The sequence below is a fragment of the Parviterribacter multiflagellatus genome (assembly GCF_056863265.1).
On the sequence record NZ_JBXPIZ010000006.1, the window covers coordinates 23,869 to 42,115 of the forward strand.

At 74.4% G+C, this 18,247-nt stretch carries 15 protein-coding genes; 4 read left to right on the forward strand and 11 right to left on the reverse strand.

Annotated elements, in window-relative coordinates; genetic code table 11:
• Positions 1 to 36 precede the first annotated feature (36 nt).
• The 8 genes from AC1UE5_RS13730 to AC1UE5_RS13765 all read right to left on the reverse strand — a co-directional run bounded on the left by AC1UE5_RS13730 (position 37) and on the right by AC1UE5_RS13765 (position 11,413).
• Entirely contained in the window at positions 37 to 1,497 is a 1,461-nt protein-coding gene (locus AC1UE5_RS13730) for an MlaD family protein (RefSeq protein WP_482924307.1), read from the reverse strand.
• Complete coding sequence (locus tag AC1UE5_RS13735; RefSeq protein ID WP_482924309.1) at positions 1,498 to 2,919, reverse strand: MlaD family protein; 1,422 nt, start codon at positions 2,917 to 2,919, stop codon at positions 1,498 to 1,500.
• Positions 2,916 to 4,454 carry an MlaD family protein gene (locus AC1UE5_RS13740; RefSeq protein ID WP_482924311.1) on the reverse strand — a complete coding sequence of 513 codons (1,539 nt, stop codon included), beginning with the start codon at positions 4,452 to 4,454 and terminating at the stop codon, positions 2,916 to 2,918. The genes AC1UE5_RS13735 and AC1UE5_RS13740 overlap by 4 nt, the downstream gene beginning before the upstream one ends.
• Positions 4,451 to 5,995: an MlaD family protein gene (locus AC1UE5_RS13745; protein WP_482924313.1), complete on the reverse strand. Its 1,545-nt coding sequence runs from the start codon at positions 5,993 to 5,995 to the stop codon at positions 4,451 to 4,453. The genes AC1UE5_RS13740 and AC1UE5_RS13745 overlap by 4 nt, the downstream gene beginning before the upstream one ends.
• Entirely contained in the window at positions 5,992 to 7,650 is a 1,659-nt protein-coding gene (locus AC1UE5_RS13750; protein ID WP_482924316.1) for an MlaD family protein, read from the reverse strand. Before AC1UE5_RS13750 ends, AC1UE5_RS13745 begins: the two co-directional genes overlap by 4 nt.
• The gene (locus tag AC1UE5_RS13755; RefSeq protein WP_482924318.1) at positions 7,647 to 9,029 is read right to left on the reverse strand and encodes an MlaD family protein; all 1,383 of its coding nucleotides are present in this window, start codon (positions 9,027 to 9,029) and stop codon (positions 7,647 to 7,649) included. The genes AC1UE5_RS13750 and AC1UE5_RS13755 overlap by 4 nt, the downstream gene beginning before the upstream one ends.
• Before the next feature lie 85 nt (positions 9,030 to 9,114).
• A complete protein-coding gene (locus tag AC1UE5_RS13760) occupies positions 9,115 to 9,990 on the reverse strand; it encodes an EamA family transporter (protein ID WP_482924320.1) in 876 nt (291 codons plus the stop codon).
• A 154-nt stretch (positions 9,991 to 10,144) separates the two neighbouring features.
• Positions 10,145 to 11,413, reverse strand: a complete 1,269-nt coding sequence (locus AC1UE5_RS13765) for a hypothetical protein (RefSeq protein ID WP_482924322.1) — start codon at positions 11,411 to 11,413, stop codon at positions 10,145 to 10,147.
• Positions 11,414 to 11,705: 292 nt separating this feature from the next.
• Here AC1UE5_RS13765 and AC1UE5_RS13770 point away from each other — a divergent pair, with 292 nt between their 5' ends.
• Both AC1UE5_RS13770 and AC1UE5_RS13775 read left to right on the forward strand, forming a co-directional pair.
• On the forward strand, positions 11,706 to 12,503 hold the full coding sequence (locus AC1UE5_RS13770) for a hypothetical protein (protein ID WP_482924324.1): 798 nt from the start codon (positions 11,706 to 11,708) through the stop codon (positions 12,501 to 12,503).
• A 148-nt stretch (positions 12,504 to 12,651) separates the two neighbouring features.
• Positions 12,652 to 13,254, forward strand: coding sequence for a hypothetical protein (locus AC1UE5_RS13775; RefSeq protein WP_482924326.1), 603 nt, complete (start codon positions 12,652 to 12,654; stop codon positions 13,252 to 13,254).
• A gap of 9 nt (positions 13,255 to 13,263) precedes the next feature.
• On the opposite strand, the gene AC1UE5_RS13780 is transcribed toward AC1UE5_RS13775, so the two are convergent.
• Together AC1UE5_RS13780 and AC1UE5_RS13785 are read right to left on the reverse strand one after the other, a co-directional pair.
• Complete coding sequence (locus AC1UE5_RS13780; protein ID WP_482924328.1) at positions 13,264 to 14,040, reverse strand: L,D-transpeptidase family protein; 777 nt, start codon at positions 14,038 to 14,040, stop codon at positions 13,264 to 13,266.
• 22 nt (positions 14,041 to 14,062) lie between these two features.
• The gene (locus AC1UE5_RS13785; RefSeq protein ID WP_482924330.1) at positions 14,063 to 14,698 is read right to left on the reverse strand and encodes a hypothetical protein; all 636 of its coding nucleotides are present in this window, start codon (positions 14,696 to 14,698) and stop codon (positions 14,063 to 14,065) included.
• A 313-nt stretch (positions 14,699 to 15,011) separates the two neighbouring features.
• Here AC1UE5_RS13785 and AC1UE5_RS13790 point away from each other — a divergent pair, with 313 nt between their 5' ends.
• Positions 15,012 to 16,229, forward strand: coding sequence for a helix-turn-helix domain-containing protein (locus AC1UE5_RS13790; RefSeq protein ID WP_482924332.1), 1,218 nt, complete (start codon positions 15,012 to 15,014; stop codon positions 16,227 to 16,229).
• A gap of 9 nt (positions 16,230 to 16,238) precedes the next feature.
• Here AC1UE5_RS13790 and AC1UE5_RS13795 read toward each other — a convergent pair whose 3' ends face one another.
• The gene (locus AC1UE5_RS13795) at positions 16,239 to 17,627 is read right to left on the reverse strand and encodes a hypothetical protein (RefSeq protein ID WP_482924334.1); all 1,389 of its coding nucleotides are present in this window, start codon (positions 17,625 to 17,627) and stop codon (positions 16,239 to 16,241) included.
• 161 nt (positions 17,628 to 17,788) lie between these two features.
• Here AC1UE5_RS13795 and AC1UE5_RS13800 point away from each other — a divergent pair, with 161 nt between their 5' ends.
• Positions 17,789 to 18,238 (forward strand): MarR family winged helix-turn-helix transcriptional regulator, encoded by a 450-nt coding sequence (locus tag AC1UE5_RS13800; protein WP_482924336.1) that lies wholly within the window; start codon positions 17,789 to 17,791, stop codon positions 18,236 to 18,238.
• Positions 18,239 to 18,247: the final 9 nt, after the last annotated feature.

The window sequence follows — 18,247 nt, forward strand, 5'->3', positions numbered from 1 at the left end:
CCACCCTCGCCCGCGCGGCGAGGGTGCGGGTGCGCATCACTGGCCGTCGGGACGCTTGGTGAGGCCGCCGCGGGCGGCTTCGGTGACGTGGGGGTAGCGGGAGGTGGTGCCGCCGGAGGTGACCGGGCCCTGGACCCAGCAGCCCGGGCCACCGCTGGAGGGCTCCTTGGGGCCGTTCGTGTTCTTGCAGTCCCAGGCGGGCGGGGTGAGGTACTTGCCCGCGTTGTCGTTGCCGAACAGGAGCGCGTCGGGGGCGAAGTACGCGTTGCCGCGGTTGTCGGCGCTGCGCTGGGTGGCCGGGAGCGACTGGGAGCCGAGCATGATCATCTGCGGGAGCGCGTGGCCGTTGGTCTGCTCCTGGCCCGCCGGCGGGGTGACCTTCATGCCCGCCGCGTTCGCGCCGATCGAGATGAAGTTCGTGAACGTCGCCTGGTAGAGCTCGAGGAACTCGAGCACCGGGTTGAGCTGCTGCAGCAGCGGCCCGACCTTCTCGAGCGTCGGGTCCAGGCCCTGCAGGACGCGGGTCAGCGCGGGCAGGCCCTCGTCGCCCGCGCGGATCAGCGCGGGCAGGTCCGCGAAGAGCTTCTCGGTGTCCGGCGCGACGCCGGCCAGCGACCGGAGCGTCGGCTGCGCGTCCTCCAGCACCGGCTCGACGTCCTTCAGCAGCGGCTCGGTGTCCTTCGCGAACCGCTCCATCCGCGTCAGCGTCTGCCGCGACTCGTCGAGGAAGGTCGGGAAGATCCGGATCGACTCGCTCAGCGCCTCGCGCCGCGAGGACAGCGTCGTCAGCACCTGGTCGCTGCGCGTGATCGTCCGCTGCAGCGCCCCCGCGTCGCGGTTGAGCGCGTCGAACGTCGTCCCCGTGTCCTGCACCACCGCGCGCAGCGTGTCGCGCCGCCGGTTCAGCACGTCGACCAGCGTCTGCGCCCCGTCGGTGAACCGCGGCAGGTTGCCCAGCGCGTCGCTCAGGTCCTCCTCGCGCCCCGCGGTCGCGTCGGACGACACCGCCTGCCACTTCTGCAGCGCCTTCCGCGTCGGCTCGTCGAACGTCGTCAGCAGCTCGTCGAACTCGACGGCCTCCTGGACCTGCCCGTCCTTCAGCCGCCCGCCCTCCGGCAGCTCGCGCCCGCGCCGCGTCCCGAACGTCAGCTCCACGTACGTCTCGCCGAGCAGCGTCTTCTGCCGCAGCAGCGCCCGCGCGTCGGTCCGCACCGGCGCGACCTGCTCCTCCAGCTCGATCGTCGCCAGCGTCCGCCGGCCGTCCGGCGCCAGCTCGCGCTTGACGACCTTGCCGACGTTGACGCCCGCCACCCGCACGTCGGCCTGGTTGGCCAGCGTCGCGGCATCGGGGAACGCGACCTGGAAGCGGTAGCCCTTGGGCTGCAGCGGCACCGAGCCGCCGAACGCCAGCCAGAGGTAGAGCAGCAGCCCGAAGCACGACAGCGCGAACCCGGCGATGATCGCCAGCCGCAAGGGGGAGATCGCCTTCTTCGGCACCTACTTCCCCTCCTTCTTCGCGCTCGCCGGCAGCGTGCCGAGCGGGAACAGGTCCTGGATCGGCTTGGGCAGCGCCCCGATCAGCGCCTCCAGGTCGATCGACGTCGTGTCCGGGTTGCCGCAGAGGTTGGCGAGGATCGGCGACAGGTTGAGCCCGAACTCCGCCAGCGGGTTGTCGTTGACCAGCGACGTCAGCGTCCCGCAGGTGCCGGTCAGGAAGATCGGCCGCATCGGCCCGTTGGCGTCCTCGACGTTCTGCAGGTTCACGCCCTGGTGGAACAGCCACCCGAGCCAGAACAGGAAGCCCTCCTCGCGCCCCGACACGCCCGGGCCCTGCGCGCCGTCGGGGTTCGAGGCGAGCATGTTGAAGAACCGGTTCGCGACCTTGCCCGAGCGCGTCACCTCGGGGATCGCCGCGGACAGGTCGGTCGCCGCCGGGCCCAGGTCCGCCACCAGCGGACGCGCCGCCCGCGCGAACGGCCGCAGCTCGCTCGACACGACCGGCCGCGTCTTCTTCGCGAACGGCTCGAGCTTCTCGTTCGCGTCGTCGAGCGCCTGCACCGCCGGCACGAGCTCCCGCGACAGCGGCCGCAGCTCCCGCGCGAACGGCCGCACGGCCTGCAGCGTCTGCGTCGCCTTGCGCAGCGTCGGCGGCAGCTCGCGCAGCGACTCCTGCAGCCGCTCGTCCTCGGACGCGAACGCGGTGAACGTCGCCGCCGACGTGTCGACCAGCTCGGCCAGGTCGTCCGGGTCGCGCGCCAGCTCCTCGTTGAGCGACGCGATCGACGTCACCAGCCGCCGCAGCGCCCGGTGCTCCTGACCGACCGCGCTGTTGACGCGCCGCAGGTCCGCCGCGGTCGGCTCGAAGCGCCGGAACACCTCGGCCAGGTCGCTGCCGCGGTCCTTCAGGCCGGTCCCAGCCCCCTCCGCCAGCAGCACGAGGTAGTCACGCGTGCGCTCGTCCAGCGTCCCCAGGATCTCGTCGAGGTCGACGTCGGTCGTCGTGTTGCGGACGGGGATCGTGAAGTCCTCCCCGGCCGCCTTCGCCGTCCGCGACCCCGGCAGGATCTGGATGTACATGTCCTTCAGCGCCGTCCGCGGGCGCAGCATCGCCCGCGCGTCGGTCCGGATCAGGCCCTCGTTGCCCTGCTCGATGTCGAGCGCCACCCGCGCGCGCCCGTCGATCAGCTCGACGCCCGAGATGAGCCCGATCTTCACGCCCGCGACCTGCACGCTCTGCCCCTGGCCCGGCGTGACGGCCTGCGCGTTCTCCAGGTCGACGTACATCCGGACCGGGTCGTCCTCCCACGGGAAGCGCAGGTTCTGCTGCCCGAGGATGTAGCCGGAGACGAGCGCGGCGAGCACGATCAGCCCGAAGATCGTCGCGACGGGGCGCCAGAACTTGCGCAGGATGCGCCTCATCGCGACGACCCCCGTGCGGCCTGCTTGGCGGTCGCGTCCCGGTCGACGACCTTGGTCTTGTCGCCCTGCAGCAGGTTCTGGATCTGCGTCAGCGCGAGCGCCACCGACCGCGCCTTCTCGGAGCGCGCGTCAGCCGCCTTCGACCGCGACTGCGTGGACTTCGGCGGGATGCCCGGCTTGGTCTCCAGGTTCGGCAGCTCCTGCGTCTCGCACGGCGTGTCCGGCCGGTAGGGCGGGATCGAGCGGTCCGGCGGCGGGTTGACGCCGACGACCGGCTGCAGCGCGGTGCCGAACAGCCCGTTGCCGAGGTCGAACGTCTCCGCCCCGCCCTGGCCCATGACCTTGAACCACTGGCCGTTGGCGTCGAACGAGCGCGACTCGCCGGCCAGGCCCGGGAGGAACTTGCCGGCCTCCTGGTAGATCGGGCCGGACGCCGGGAACGCCTTGTCGGGCACGGTCAGCTTGCCGAACGGGACGAGGACCTCGCTCGTGCACGACGCCAGCGGGCGGATCTGCTCGAGCAGCGGCACCGTCTCCTTGGACAGCTGCGCGAGCGGCGGCGTCGCGGTGCGCAGGTCGGCGGCCAGGCCGCGCAGCTCGTCCTGCGAGACCAGCCCGCGCAGCTCCTTCACCAGCGGCGTCATCGCGCGCGCCGCCGGGCCGGTCGAGCGCACGCCCGGACGCGCCTCGCGCGCCAGCCGCCGCACGGCCGGGAACGACGCGTTGAGGTCGGCCAGCGCCGGGAGCGCCTGCCGCAGCGTGCCGGGCAGCTCGTCGATCGTCTCGCGCAGGTCGCCCTCGCTCTCCGCGAACGCCGCCATCGTGCGGTCGAAGTCCTGGACGAGGGTCTGCAGCCGCTCCGGGTTGCGGTCCAGCCCGCCGGCGACGTCGCCGGTCTTGTCGACGAGCTTGGCGAGGTCGCCCGGCGTCTCGCCGAGCATCGCGTCCGCCACGACCGCCGACCACCGGTACGCGCCCGGCTGGTCGTCGAGCGAGCGGTTGAACGCCTGCGGCGCCCCCGCCTTCTCGGCCTCGCCCAGCTCGTGGAACGTCGTCTTGAGGTGCTCGCGCACGTCCTGCCGCAGCGCCTTGAGCACCTGGTCGAGCTGCACCGGCGTGCTCGTGCGCGTGACGGGGATCGTGTCGCCGTCCTCCATCTCCTCGCCGCTCGGTGTGCCGGGCGAGAGGTCGACGAAGAAGTTGCCCTCCAGGAAGATGCGCGGCCGGATCGTCGCGCGCGCGTCGTCCTTGATCGGCTTGCCCTTGTCGAGGATCGACATCGTCACCGTCGCGGTGCGCGCGCCCGGCTTGGTGTGCTCGACCTTGCGCACCTCCCCGACCTCGACGCCCGCGATGCGGACCGGCGAGCCCGGGCGCATCCCGCTCGTGTCGCGGAACGCCGCCTTGATCTCGTACGGCTCGTTGACGTACGGGATGTCCTTGGTGAAGCCGAAGTAGACGGCCACCGCGATGACGATCAGCAGCAGCGCGCCCGCCTGCGCCCGTCCCAGCCCACGCCGCTTGCCCGGCCTCATCGGCCCGCCACCTTCGGAGCGAGCCCGGTCGGCTCGGCGCTGAACGTCTGGCCCTCGGGCACCTTGGACCGGCCGGTGTAGGTCGGGCCCTGGTTGCCCGGCGTGCGCGGCGAGACCGCGATGTCGAGCTCGGGGTGGAAGCCCTCCGGCGCGAGCCGCCGCGGGAAGCCGCGCTGGCCGGTCTCGCAGTCGGCGTTGCCGTTCTCGTCGACCGCGCGGCCGTACGGCTGCGCGTGCAGGTTGACGCTGTCGCCGAGCGTGCCGATGCCCGGCAGCGTCGGGAGGTTCTCGCCGCCGTTGGCCGGCGCGGTCGCCCCGAACGACGCCGGCCCGTTGGGCTGCAGCGGGTTCGACATCTTCACCTGGATGCGCTGGACGGTGCCGGAGTCGACCTCCTCGGCCATGTGGTCGGAGAGGTACGTCCACCAGTAGTTCCAGTAGTTGCAGACCGTGACGTGCGGGCCGACCCAGCGCAGCGTGTGGTTGAGCGTGTTCGTCGTCGTCGCGAGGCCGTCGAGCGTGAGGTTCGTCGTCGGCGACTTGGAGAGATCGCGCAGCGCGGTGAACGTCGTGCCGAGCTTCTCCGACAGCGGCGGCGTGTCGGGCAGCACCGCCGTGCCGGCCTTCAGCGCGCGGCTGGTCGGCGCGACCGAGCGGCGCAGCTCGGACGCGGTGCCGGCGATCTCGTCGGAGAGGTTCGCGAAGCGACGCAGGAACGGACGCTGGCCGACGAGCGCGGGCGTGCCCTCGCGCAGCGTGCGCGGCGACTGCGCGATCGTCTGGTCGAGCGCCTCCGGGTCGGCCGAGATCGCGTCGAAGACGTCGGCGCCCGCGGTGAACCCGTGCGACAGCTCGCGCGCGACCGGGAGCGTGATCGCGGCGGTGTCCTGCAGCTCCTCGAAGAAGCGGACGAGCTGCGTCCCCGGGTCCGACAGCGTGCGCATCACCGGCTGCACGTCCTCGAGCAGCGGGTCGAGCTTGAGCAGCGTGCGGTTGAGGTCCTTGCCGCGGCTCGCCAGGCCCGCGCCGTACGTGCCGAGGTTCTCCGCGACGTCGCGCCGCGTGTCCTCGGTGAACGTGTCGAAGAGGTCGTCGAGCTCCGGCCGCGCGGCGCCCTCGGTCGCGCGCAGCGTCGCGCCCTCGGGCAGCAGCCGGTTCGACCTGCCGGGCGTGATCTCGACGTACTTGAGGCCGAGCGTCGACCGCGGCCGGATGACGACCTTGGAGTCCGCCGGGAGCGGCCCGACGCTCTCCTCCAGCGCGAGCGTCAGCTGCGCGCCGGCCTTGCCGCCCTTGACGCGGATCGTCTTCATCTCCTTGACCTGGCCGACCCGGTAGCCGCCCTGCATCACGTCGTTGCCGGGCACGAGCCGCGCGGCGTTCGGGACCTCGACGTCGATCTGGTACGTCGGGACGAACGGCAGGCCGCTGTTCGCGTTGTAGGCGAGGAAGACCGCCACGACGACCACGAGCAGGGTCACCGCCCCGACGAGGACCGGGTTGGCCACGATGCTGGATGCCGCGCGCCGCCGTCCGCTCATGGCCCGAGGAGGTAGTCGAGGAGGCCCTGCGCCGCTTCCGGGTCGGCAGGCTGCTGCTGCTCGGGCGCCGGCTTCTGGCCGGGGAGCAGGTCGCGCAGGCCCTCGAGCACGTCGTCCAGCGGCGACGCGGGGGCCTGCGGGGCGGGGGTCTGCGGCGCGGGCGCGGGGGCCGGCGTCGTCTGCTGCTGGTCGGTGGCCTGGGGCTGCGGGGCCGGCGCGGGCGCGGACGGCGTCTGCTCGACCTGCTGCTCCTCGGTCGCCTGCTGGCGCGGCCGGCGCTCGGTGCGGCCGCGCGCGCGGCGGGTCGAGCGTGAGCGCTTGCGCGCGGCGGCGGGCCGGGCGACCGAGGGGTCCGGCGTCGTGATGCCGGGCTGGTTCGGCCCGAGCCAGGCGTTGCACTTCTTCGTCCGCTCCGGCGTCCGCTTGGCGGTCTCCGCGTTCGTGTAGCCGCTGCACTCGTTGACGAGCGCGTTGAGCTTGAGCGTGTAGCCGCGGCTGTCGAACAGGTTGATCGCCTGCGACTGCACGAACGGGTAGCGGAGCATCGCCTCCAGGCCGGTGAAGCCCTGGCCGCCCGGGCTCACGGGCGACTTCTCGACGGCGTTCTTGCGGTCGTCGATGTGCTCGAGGACGAAGCGCAGGTTCGTCGCGGGCTCCTTGGCCTGCTGGCCGAGCGTGCGCGCCTTGGCGATCGTCGCCCGCGCCGGCACGACCGCCTCGGTGCCCTTCTTCGACGCCTCGCCCAGCGCGTCGATCGCCGGTGTCGCCGCGTCGGAGAACGGGCCGAGCCGCTCGAGGAGGTCCTCCAGGTCGTCCGCGGACGCGCGCAGGTCCTTCAGCGCCGGCGTCTGCTTCGACGCGACCGTCTCGAGGTCGTCGAGCGTCGGGCGCAGCTCGCGCAGGAAGCCCGGCAGGCGCCGGATCGACTCCGCCAGCTCCGCGCGCCGGTTGGCGGAGATCGCCGCGGTGTCGCGCGCCTCCGTGACGAAGCGGCGCACGTCCTTGCGGTTGTCGGCCAGCCGCGCGAGCACCGCGTCCGCGTCGACCGTCAGCTGCTGGAGCGTGCGGCGGTTGTCGCCGAGCAGCCGCAGCACCGCGTCCGTCTCGCGCAGCGCCGGGATCGCGCGCTTGATGACCGACCGCAGCTCGGGCCCGCGCGACGCGAAGCCGGCGCCCAGCTCGGAGATGATGATCCCCAGCTGCTCGCGCTGCGGCTGGCGCATGACGCTCTGGACGAGGTCGGGCGGGATCGTGCCCGTCGTCTGCTCGACCGGGATCTTGTCGCCCGGCTGGAGCTTGGCCTTCGTGCCGGGCTGGCAGTCGAGGAAGTACTCGCCGATCAGCGACTGCGGCTCGACCGAGCAGCGGGCGTCCTTGCGCAGGTCGCCGAAGTCGTCGCGGTCGACCGAGATCTCGACGAGCGCCCGCGCGGTCCGCTTGTCGACCCGCAGCTTCCGGACCTTGCCGACCTCGACGCCGGCCGCGCGCAGCTCGGCGCCCTCGGTCAGGCCGAACGCGTTGTCGAGCTCCACCGTGTACGTCGGCACCTCGTCGCCGCCGCCACGCAGGAAGAGCGCCCACACCGCCGCGGCCACGACGAGGATGGCGAGGAGGCCGGGAACGACCCGGCGGATGGTCACGCGCACGCCGCTCATGACCCCGGCGGCACCTGCTTCTCGTCGCAGGGGTAGTCCTTCGACGGCTTGTACGGGTTGGAGCCGTCGGGCGCCGCGCGCTCGGCCGAGCCCGGGCAGCGGTTGTTGCGGCCGGTGACGAGGCCCTCGCCGAGGACCGTCTTGCGCAGCTCCGGCGGGATCGGCAGCAGACCGGTCGCCGGGTCGAGCGTGAAGCCGTTGAGCTGCAGGCCGGCGCGCGAGAAGCCGCCGAGCGCGTCGTACATGCCGGACGTCGAGAAGTCGTCGAACCAGCCGACGAGGTCCGGCGCGTACGGGCGCAGGAACGCGACCTGCGGGATGACGTCGTCGGACGCGGCCTGGCTCGCCTTGAACGCGCCCTCGCGCTGCTTGCCGTTGCGCTCGGCCTTCTGGTTGGCGATCCGGTCGACCGCCGGCTGCGTCTTCAGCAGGTCGATCAGGTCGTTGTCCGCGCCGGCCGCGTCGATCGTCCGCGACAGGTCGCGCAGCGTCGGCGCGGCGTCGGCGGCGAACGGGCGCAGCTGGTCGAACAGCGGCCGCACGTCGTTCTTGACGACCGGCTTGGCGTCCTCGACGAGCGGGTCGAGGTCCTGCAGCGCGGCGCGCAGGTTGACGAACGTGGAGTTCGAGCGGCGCAGGAAGGCCGGGAGCCGCTCGATCGCCTCGCCGAGGTCCTCGCGCTCGCTCCCCACGGCCTCCATCGTCTGCCCGAGGTGACGGACGAGGCCGGCGAGCTGCTCGTCGCGCGCCGCGAGGTCGCCGGTCAGGCGCGCGGTCTGCGTGATGAACGACTCCAGCTCGCCGCGGTCCTGCGTCAGCTCGGCGAACAGGCGGCTGGAGGACGCGAGCGCGGGGTTGAGGTACTGGAGCGCGGCGTTCGCCTCGTCGGTCTTGCCGGCGGCGAACTCCGAGAAGCCCTCGATCGTGCGGCGGATGGCGGGCCGCGTCTTGCCGTCGAAGATGTCGAAGACCTGGTCGAGGTCGACGGCCTCGACGACGTCCTGTGCGGGGATCACGCCTCCGTCGTCGATCTCCTTGCCGGTCGCGCCGCCGAGCTGGAGATCGACGTAGCGGTTCGCCTGGCCGGAGACGGAGAGCTGGCGGACGATCGCGCGGGTGCCGCGCCGCAGCGGCGCGTAGTCGTCGTCGATCGCGAGCACGACCTCGGCCTGCGAGTCCGGGGTCACCCGGATCTCCTTGACCGTGCCCACGCTCTCGCCGGCGACCGTGACGCGATTGCCCTTGACCAGCTGGCTGGCCGATTGCATCCGTGCGGTCACCTGGTACGGCTCGCTGCCGCCGACCACGACGATCGCCAGGACGACGATCCCCGCGGCGAGCGCCGCGAACGCGATGATCCTTCCGCGCTTGTCCCTCACCCAGTGCGGAAGATGGCAAAGGTCGGGTGGGGTACGCGCCGGTTCCCCGACGCGCCAACTCCCCAGGCGGGGTCGCGATGTTCCGTTAAGCGGTGGCTGCCCTCGCGCGCGTGCGCGGGACGTTGAGCGCCACGACCGCCGCGAGCACCAGCGCGCCCCCGGCGAGCTGCAGCGCGGTGAGCGCCTCGCCGAACGCGAGCGCCGCGAGCGAGACCGTCACGGCCGGCTCGAGCGTCGAGAGGATGGCCGCGGTCGACGGCCCGACGCGCTGCAGGCCGGCGAAGAAGAGGAGGATCGCCGCGACCGTCGAGATGAGCGCGATCGCCGTCAGGTAGAGCCACGCCTCGGGGGCGAAGTCGAGCGCGGGGCCGCCGGTGCCGAACGCGACGGCGGCGAACGTGACGGTCGCGCCGGTGGTGACGAGCGCCGACAGCGCGAGCGGCGGGACCCCGCCCACCACGCGGTCGCCGGTGAGGATGTAGGCGGTGTAGGCGACGGCGGCGCCGAGCCCCATCGCGGTCGCGAGCGGGTCGAGCGCGCCGGTCCCCGCCCCCGCGAGCAGCAGCGCGGTGCCGGCGCTGGCGATGGCGAGCGCGGTGAGCCGCGCGGGCGTCGCGGAGTCGCGCCCGATCACGATCGCCGCGCCGGTGACGAGCGCCGGGTACGTGTAGAGCAGGAGCGCCAGCAGCGACGCGTCCATCCGCTCCAGCGCGAGGAAGTAGAGCCCGGCCTGGGTCGCGTAGCCGACCGCGCCGAGCAGCAGGCCGGCGGTCAGCTCGCGCCGCGTGAGGCCCGCGACGCCGCCCCGGAACGAGACGATCGCGGCGAGCACCGTCGCCGCGATGCCGAAGCGGAAGAGGAGCAGGGCGTCGGTCTCGACGCCCGCGTCGTACGCGAGCTTCCCGAAGATCGCCATGACGCCGAACGCCGCGGCGGAGAGGAGGCAGAGCGCCGGTCCCATGCGTCAGATCTTGGGGCCGGTGAACCGTCACGACAAGCGAAGGTTCGTGACGGTTGTCGTTCAGCCTGGCTACATGAACGCGACCGGCCGGCGCGGGGATCGGGTCATGCCATCCGCGCCGGCCGGCCGGTTGTGCCCTACGGGGCTTCGTCGTCTAGCGGACGCGCACCGCGCGGCGCTTGCCCTTCACCTTCGGGTAGCAGCCGCCGTTGGAGCCGCGCTTCACCGAGGCGCTGCGGGCCCGGAGGACCGGGTAGCAGTGCTTCTTCGGGAAGAGCTGCTGCTGGCTCGCGCCGCCGCCCGTCTGCTGCTGGCCGACGGCCGACTGCTGCTGGCTCGCGCCGCCGCTGCCGCCGCTGGTCTGCTGCTGGGCGCCGCCCCACCAGCCGCCGCTCTGCTGCTGGCTGGCGCCGCCGCCGGTCTGCTGCTGCGCGCCGTGCGACTGCTGCTGCGAGGCGCCGCCGCCACCACCGCCGCCGCTGGTCTGCTGCTGGCCGGTGTGCGACTGCTGCTGCGAGGCGCCGCCGCCCGTCTGCTGCTGGGCGCCGTGCGACTGCTGCTGCGACGCGCCGCCACCGGTCTGCTGCTGGCCGGTGTGCGACTGCTGCTGCGACGCGCCGCCACCGGTCTGCTGCTGGGCGCCGTGCGACTGCTGCTGCGACGCGCCGCCACCGGAGCCGGCCGCCGCGACGTCGCTGCCGCCGCTGCTGGTCTGCTGCTGGCCCGTGCGCGACTGCTGCTGCGAGGCGCCACCGCCCGTCTGCTGCTGCGCGCCGTGCGACTGCTGCTGCGAAGCGCCACCGCCGGTCTGCTGCTGGGCGCCATGCGACTGCTGCTGCGACGCGCCACCGCCGGTCTGCTGCTGGCCCGTGTGGGACTGCTGCTGGGAGGCGCCGCCACCCGTCTGCTGCTGCGCGCCGTGCGACTGCTGCTGCGAAGCGCCACCGCCGGTCTGCTGCTGCGCGCCATGCGACTGCTGCTGGGAGGCGCCGCCACCCGTCTGCTGCTGCGCGCCATGCGACTGCTGCTGCGAGGCGCCGCCGCCACCGCCACCACCGGTGGTGGTCTGCTGCTGCGCGCCCGGCGACTGCTGCTGCGAGGCGCCGTTGCCGGTCTGCTGCTGCGAGCCGCCGCCGTAGCCGCCACCGCCGCCGCTGTACGCCGCGCCGCCGCCACCGCCGCCGCCGTTCATCGGCGGGCCGCCGTGGTGCTTGGGGTACAGCTGCTGCTGCGACGCGCCGCCGCCCGTCTGCTGCTGGCCGACCTTCGACTGCTGCTGCGACGCACCGCCGCCCTCGCCGCTGGAGGTCTGCTGCTGCGCACCATGGGACTGCTGCTGGCTGGCGTCCGCCATCGCAGCACCCGGCGTCGCGGCCAGCGCTCCCAGTACGGCGAGCGGGATGACCTTGGTCGTGTTCTGCATGCGATGTGCCTCCTTGCGGGGGAGTCCGCGACGTTCGGCGGATCGGGGTGATTGGGGCTGCGGGCCGGCTTCGGGGGTGGGCCAAGCACGCAGACCGAGCAGAACAGCTCGCCGGGTTCGGGGACAACGAGCGGTGCCGGGGGCCGTCAGAGCGCCGACCGCCCGCACGGTGACGGGTCGGCACACGAACCGTCGGGCCCGCGGACGGTCAGACCGCGCTCCTCCAGATGGGAGGCTCGCGCCGATCCCCATGCGGAACGCGACGCACCATCCCGAAGCGCATCGGCCCGGCGTGCCGCTCGAGACGCTCGTGCGCGACGTCCTGCGGCACCGCTACCCGGAGCTGGAGCCCGCCGTCGCCGAGCGGATCGTCGCGGTGACGGTCGACTCGGTCGCGGGGACCCCGGACGCCGAACGCTCCGCCACCGCCGTGCGCGCCGCGCTCGTGCGCGCGGGCCGCGAGACCGGGCGGCTCCCGGTGCGCAGCCGCGAGGAGCTCGACTGGCGCCTGGACGGCATCGACACGACGCTCGTCATCGCCGGCCCGCGGCCGCCGGTGCCGGACACCTACGAGGAGTGGGAGCCGTGGGAGCCCGAGCCCGCCCACGGCGGCAGCTGGGCCCGCGCGGTGACCGTCGTCGCGGCCGTGCTGATCGCGATGGAGGCGCTCGCCGTGGTGGAGCCGGGGACGCAGCTCGAGCCCGACAGCGCACCGCAGCAGGCGGCCCTCCTGCCGCCGCCGAGCGAGCGGTCGGCGGGGACCGAGCCCGAGGCCCCGGCCGCACTCGTGCGACGCGTCCGCGCGAAGCTGCGCGAGCCGCTCCGCCGGCGCCCGGCTCGCCGCTCACGCCCGCGTGCCGCGGCCGCCGCCGCCGGAGGGTCCTCCTCGTCCACGCCGGCCGCCGCCGCACCCGCCGCCTCCTCCGCGCCCGCGCCGGCCGCCCAGTCCGCGCCGGCCGCGCGCCCCGCTCCGGCGCCGGCCCCGGCTCCCGCCCAGCAGGCTCCGGCGCCCGCGCCGAAGCCCGCCCCGGCGGCGACGCCCAAGCCCGCCGCCGAGTCCGCGCCGCAGCGGTTCGACGACTCCGGCTGACACCGGACCGTTCGCGTGCGAACGGCGCCATCGTCCGGCGGTTCGCGTGCGGACCGCCCGGCGCCCGGACCGCCCCGGCCCCAGGCGGCGCGCGGCTTAGCGTGCGGACACGCTCCGCTCCGCGAGCGAGTCGACGAAGGGAGTTCCGATGACGCGCGCGCTGAGGGGCGTGCCTGCGACGATGGTCCTGCTGGCGCTGGCCGCGCCGGGGGCCGCCCAGGCCGAGGACGAGCCACCCGTGGAGGAGCCGCCCGTCGTGGCGACCGAGCCCGCGCCAGAGCCCGAACCGGAGCCGCAGCCCGAGCCGGTCTCCACCGAGCCCGAGCCCGAGCCCGAGCCCGAGCCCGAGCCGGACCCCGAGCCGGAGCCGGAGCCCGAGCCGGATCCCCAGCAGCAGCAGCAGCAGAACGGCGGCGGCTCCAGCGGCCAGCAGCAGCAGGGCGGCGGCCAGCAGCAGCAACAGCAGCAGCAGACCACGATCGTCTACGTCACCCTGCCAGGCGAGGTCATCCGCGAGCCCGCCACGATCACCGTCCAGGCGCCCGCGCCCGCGCCGGTCTACGTGAACGTCTACGTCACCGTCCAGCCGCCGGCGACGACGACCTCGTCCTCGACGAAGGCCAAGGCCGCCAAGAAGAAGGCCAAGAAGCGCGCGTGCACGACGACCGCGCGCCGCGCCACCCGCCGCGTCCGCGCCAGCGCCCCGAAGCGCGCCTGCGCGCCGCGCCGCGTGAAGGCCACGCGCCGCTGACGCGCGCCGTCAGACGATGGTCACCGGCGTCCCGACCGGCATCATCCGGGCGAGGCGCCGGATGTCGTCGTTGCGCAGCCGGATGCAGCCGTGCGAGATGCGGCCGGGGATGAGCTCCGGCTGGTTCGTCCCGTGGATGCCGACGACGCGCTCCCCCGGCCAGTCGGTGACCTTCGTCGACCGCGCCGACGTCCCGAACGCGATCGGCCCGTACGTCCCGCCCGGGTCGAGGTCGAGCAGCCGGCTGCGCACGTAGAAGCGCCCCGCCGGCGTCGGCGAGCCGCGCTTGCCGATGCCGATCGGCGCGCGCAGCACGACGCGGCCGGAGCGCACCAGCGCGAGCCTCCGCTGGCGGCGGTCGACGAGCACCCACGTCCGCACCTGGCGGTACCGCGTGAGCGCTGAGCGCGGCACCCATCCGGTCGTGCCGGTGGGCAGCAGCGGCGTGCGGACGCGGATCCACACGCGGCCCTCCTCGTCGCGGGCGCGCTGCAGCGCCATGACGAGCTCGGTCGTCCCGTCGCCGGTGCGCGTGTCGAGCCGCCCGACCCGCCGCGCGTCCACCGCGGGCGCGGCCCGGACGGTCACCGGGCGCCCGACGAACGCCCAGCGCGTCAGGTGGCCGGGCCGGCTGATGGCCCGGACGAGCGGGGCGCCGCCGGGCGTGGTCCCAGTCGTGCGCTGCACGGACCCCGACGTGGGCGGGGCGTCCGCGACCGGAGCCGACCCACCGCCGGGCTCGCCCGACGCCAGGACCACCGCGACGAGGGCTCCGCCGAGCGCCACCGCGGTGAGTCCCGCGACGGCGCTAGCCGAGGAACGGCGCCTCGCCACCGCGCCGCGTGTCGGTCACGGCCTCCTCCGGCGCGACCGCGGTCTCCGGAGCCTCTGCGGGGGTCTCGGCCTCCTCGCCGAGGGGCACGCTCTCGCCCTCGTCCTCGGCGGGCGTCGACGGCGTGCGGCTGTCCGGCGCGCCCGCGACCGCGGTCGTCGGCGTCACGGCCGGCGGCGCGCTCGACGGCGCGGTGCTGGTGACCGGCGTCGTGGTCGTCGTCGTGGGCGTCGTCGGCGTGGTGGGCGTCGTCGGGGTCGTCGGCGTCGTCGGCGTCGTCGGGGTCGTCGGCGTGGTCGGGCACGGGACGTTGACCTGCTGCTGCTGGCCCGGCGACTGCTGCTGCGAGACGCCGCATCCACCGCCGCCGGAGGTCTGCTGCTGACCACCAGGGCCCTGCTGCTGCGAGACGCCGTTGCCGGTCTGCTGCTGGGAGCCACCGCCCTGCTGCTGCGACACGCCCCCGCCCGTCTGCTGCTGCGCGCCGCCGCTCTGCTGCTGCGACACGCCGCCGGACGACTGCTGCTGGTCGCCGAACGCCTGCATCCCCGCGAGGGGGAGTCCGGCGATCGCCGTGGCCGCTGATAGCGCTGCCGTCCTCTTCGATGGCATGGTCGTCCCTTCCTGGTGGCGAGCCGGGCGTTCGGCCGACTCGGGCGGTTCTCCGACGGGCTCTGGCGCCCACTTCGCATGCAACCAGCGGCGCTCGGAGCCGTGTGCCGAATTCGGGCGTGACGGGTTCGGCGGCGGACCCGGAACCTCCCAACGCGCCTCCGACGGTCAGCGCGCGAACCGCTTCGGGCGCTTCACGGGCTCCCACCGGCCTCGCACCTTGTCCGCGCACCCCCACATCTGGGTTAGGTTGGAACCGAGCTGACGGGGCGCCCTGTCCGGCGCCGAACCATCGTCCTGGCAAGGAGGTCCGATGTCGCGCGGGTCCGCGGTTCGCAGCTCGGAGGTACCGGAAGGTCCGTCGCAGGCGACCGTCTCGACGACCGTCGGACGCCGTGGCGTCCGCGGCCTGGTGACGGTGGCGGGCGACTGCGACCTGGAGTTCGTCACGCCGCTGATCGGCGGGATCGACCGGCTCCTGGCGACCGACGTCGGCGAGGTCTGGATCGACCTGCGCCGCGTCACCGGGATGACGTCGATCGCGGCGTCGGCGCTCGTGCGCTCCCGCCGCCGGGCAGCGCGCTTCCGGGTCGGGATCGTGCTCGTCCCCGGCGAGACGGAGGCGCAGCGCGTGCTGGAGGAGGAAGGGCACCTGCGGAGCTTCCGCGTCGAGTCCGAGCTCCCCGCCGAGCTGACGCAGCTCCCGCTCGGGACGCCCGCGCCGCCGGTGGCTGCCGCGGCCGCGGCCGCCACCGCGACGCCCGCGGCGTTCCTCGACGACGTCGCCCCGCGCGTCGGCGCGCCGCTGCGCGCCAGCCCGGACGAGACCCATGTCCTGCTCGAGGACACCGAGCTCGCCGCCGGCCTCGAGGGCATGGGCCTGGCGTCCGCGCGCGAGCGACTACGGGCGCGGGTCGTGACGCTCGGCAAGGGGCTCTGGCGGCCCGCCCCCGACGTGGACGGCGGGCTCGGCCTGCTCATCCTCGACGGCATGATCGTGCGCCGCGTCGGCCACGCGGGCGCGGCGGGCGCCGAGCTGCTCGGCCCCGGCGACGTCCTGCGCGGCGGCGCCCACCCGGGCGAGGACGTCTCGCCCTGGTTCTCGACCGCGCTGCGCGTCCTCTGCCGGGCGCGCGTGGCGGTGCTCGACGCGGGCTTCACGACGCAGCTGAGCGCGCACCCGGCGGTCGTGCAGAACCTGCTCGACCGCGCGATGGCCCGCGCGCACGGCCTCACGGTGTCGATGGCCGTCGCGCACTACCCGCGCGTCGACCGGCGGCTGCTCGTGCTCCTCTGGTACCTCGCGCAGCGCTGGGGCCGCGTGAGCGCGCGCGGCGTCGTCCTGCGACTCCCGCTGACCCACTCCGTGCTCGCGGACCTGACGGCCGCGCGCCGCCCGTCGGTGACGCTCGCGCTGCGGCAGCTCGAGCAGGCGGGCGAGCTCGTCCGCGAGGGGCGCGACTGGATCCTCATCGGCGAGCCGCCGGCCGAGGAGTACGGCACGCCGGTCGACAGCAGCGCGGCGCGCTGAGCGCCGCGCTCAGCCCGCGCAGCTGACGGGCTTGGCCGAGCCCGGCTTCAGGCACGCGTCGCGACGCTGCGGCGCGGCGCCGGCGCGGATGCGGAAGCGCGTGTACTTGCCGATCCGCCCGGCCTGCGTGACGCGGATCTCCACGGTCGTTCCCGCGCGCAGGCGCGCGCCCGCGAGCCAGCCGACCTTGACCGTCTGCTGCTTGGTCGCGCGCACGCGGCTCGTGCTGCGCGGGCAGCCCTTCCCGCGGCAGCGCACGTCCACGGACGCGCTGCGCGGCGCGGTGACGGTCAGGAGCGTGATGCGCGCCGTGCGACCCAGCAGCTCTCCCGCGAGGCGGACGATCGGGAACGGCGTCATGAGCGTCGCCGGCGCCCGAGGCGTCGAGCTCGTCGGCTGGCGGTTGCCGTTGTTGTTCGCGGTCGTCGCGCCGCCGCCGGTCACCACGGTCGCGGTCGTGCCGGGCGGCCCGTTGACGACCACCGACACGGGCGGCGTCTGCGGCGGGCCGGCCGGCGGATCGCCCGGCGGGTTCCCCGGCGGCTGGGACTGCGGCGTGTACGTCCAGCTCAGGACGTTCGGGTCGCCGGTGTTGCCCGCGCGGTCGGTCGCGGTGACGCTCAGCGCGTGCGCGCCGGGGGTGAGCGTGATCGCGTCCCACATCGTCGCGCAGGGCGCGTCGGTCCCGTCGACCTTGCACGCGAACGTCACGTTGTTCTCGCTCGACCCGAGCCCGATCGCCGGCGCGGCCGAGCGCTCCAGATCGGCGGGCGGGAAGAACTTGACGGTCGGCTTGACCGTGTCGAACTCGGTGAACACGGCAGGCGCCTCGGGACCGACGCCGACGGCGTCCTTCGCACGAACCGTGAGCCAGTGCGCGCCCTCGAACGCGTCCGTGAGGTCCCACGGTGAGGTGCACGGCTGGAACGTCCCGATGTCGAGCCGGCACTCGAACGTCACGTTCGCCTCGCCGGTGAAGACGAGCTTCTTCTCCTTCGTGTGGCTGTTGTGCACGGGCGCGGTGATGACCGGCGCGGCGGGCGCGGCGGTGTCGATCGTCCACGTCCGGCTCGCCGTCGCCGTGCCCGTCTCGTTGGTCGCCGTGACCGCGAACGTGTGGCTGCCGTTGCCGAGCGTCCCGGTCGCGTGCGAGGAGGCGCACGGCGCGGGCGCCGCGCCGTCGACCGAGCACGTCGTCGTGGCCTCGGGAGGCGTCTTGGTGAAGGAGAAGGAGGCGGTCGCCGAGCGGGTCGCCGAGCCGTTCGCGGGGCCGCCGGTGATCGTCACCGTCGGGGCGGGCGGGGGATCCGGAGGCGGCGGGTCGTCCTGCGCCGGCGCAGCGGGCGCGACGGCCAGCAGGACGGCGATCGCGAGGGCCACGAACCGGGCAGCAGGCATGGGCCGACCCTAGGTTTCGGCCCGCGCCCGGGCGCGGGCGTGCGCGCCGTCGGGTCCGCGTGCGAACCGCCCGGCGCGACGGCGGTTCGCGCGCCGACGCTCCATCTGTGTGACGGATGTCGCACAGGAAAGAAGTTCGCGCCGCCGATATCTTCGCAAGCATGCAAGGACCCGGCGTCATCGGCGTCGACCGGCTCACGGACGACCTGTTCGACTTCCTCGCGCTGGCCGCGAAGGAGGACGAGGGCGAGATCTTCGACATCGCCCGCGAGCTCGATCTGACGCTCTCGCAGCTGTGCGCGCTGTTCGTCATCTCGCACACGGACCACCCGATGACGCTGACCGAGCTGGCGCCGCGGGTGCGGCTGTCCGTCGCGGCGACGGGCCGTCTGCTCGACGGCCTCGAGCGCCTCGGCCTCGTCGCCCGGTCTGAGGACCCGACCGACCGGCGCGTCAAGCGCCTCAGCCTCACCGCGAAGGGCGACGCCCTCACGGAGCGCTTCAACGCCGCGCGCCGCGACGCCCTGCGCGCCTTCACCAAGACCCTGTCCGCCGAGCAGCGCGAGCTCCTCTCGCGCGCGCTCGCATCCGTTCTCGAGGAGCACCGTTGAGCACAGAAT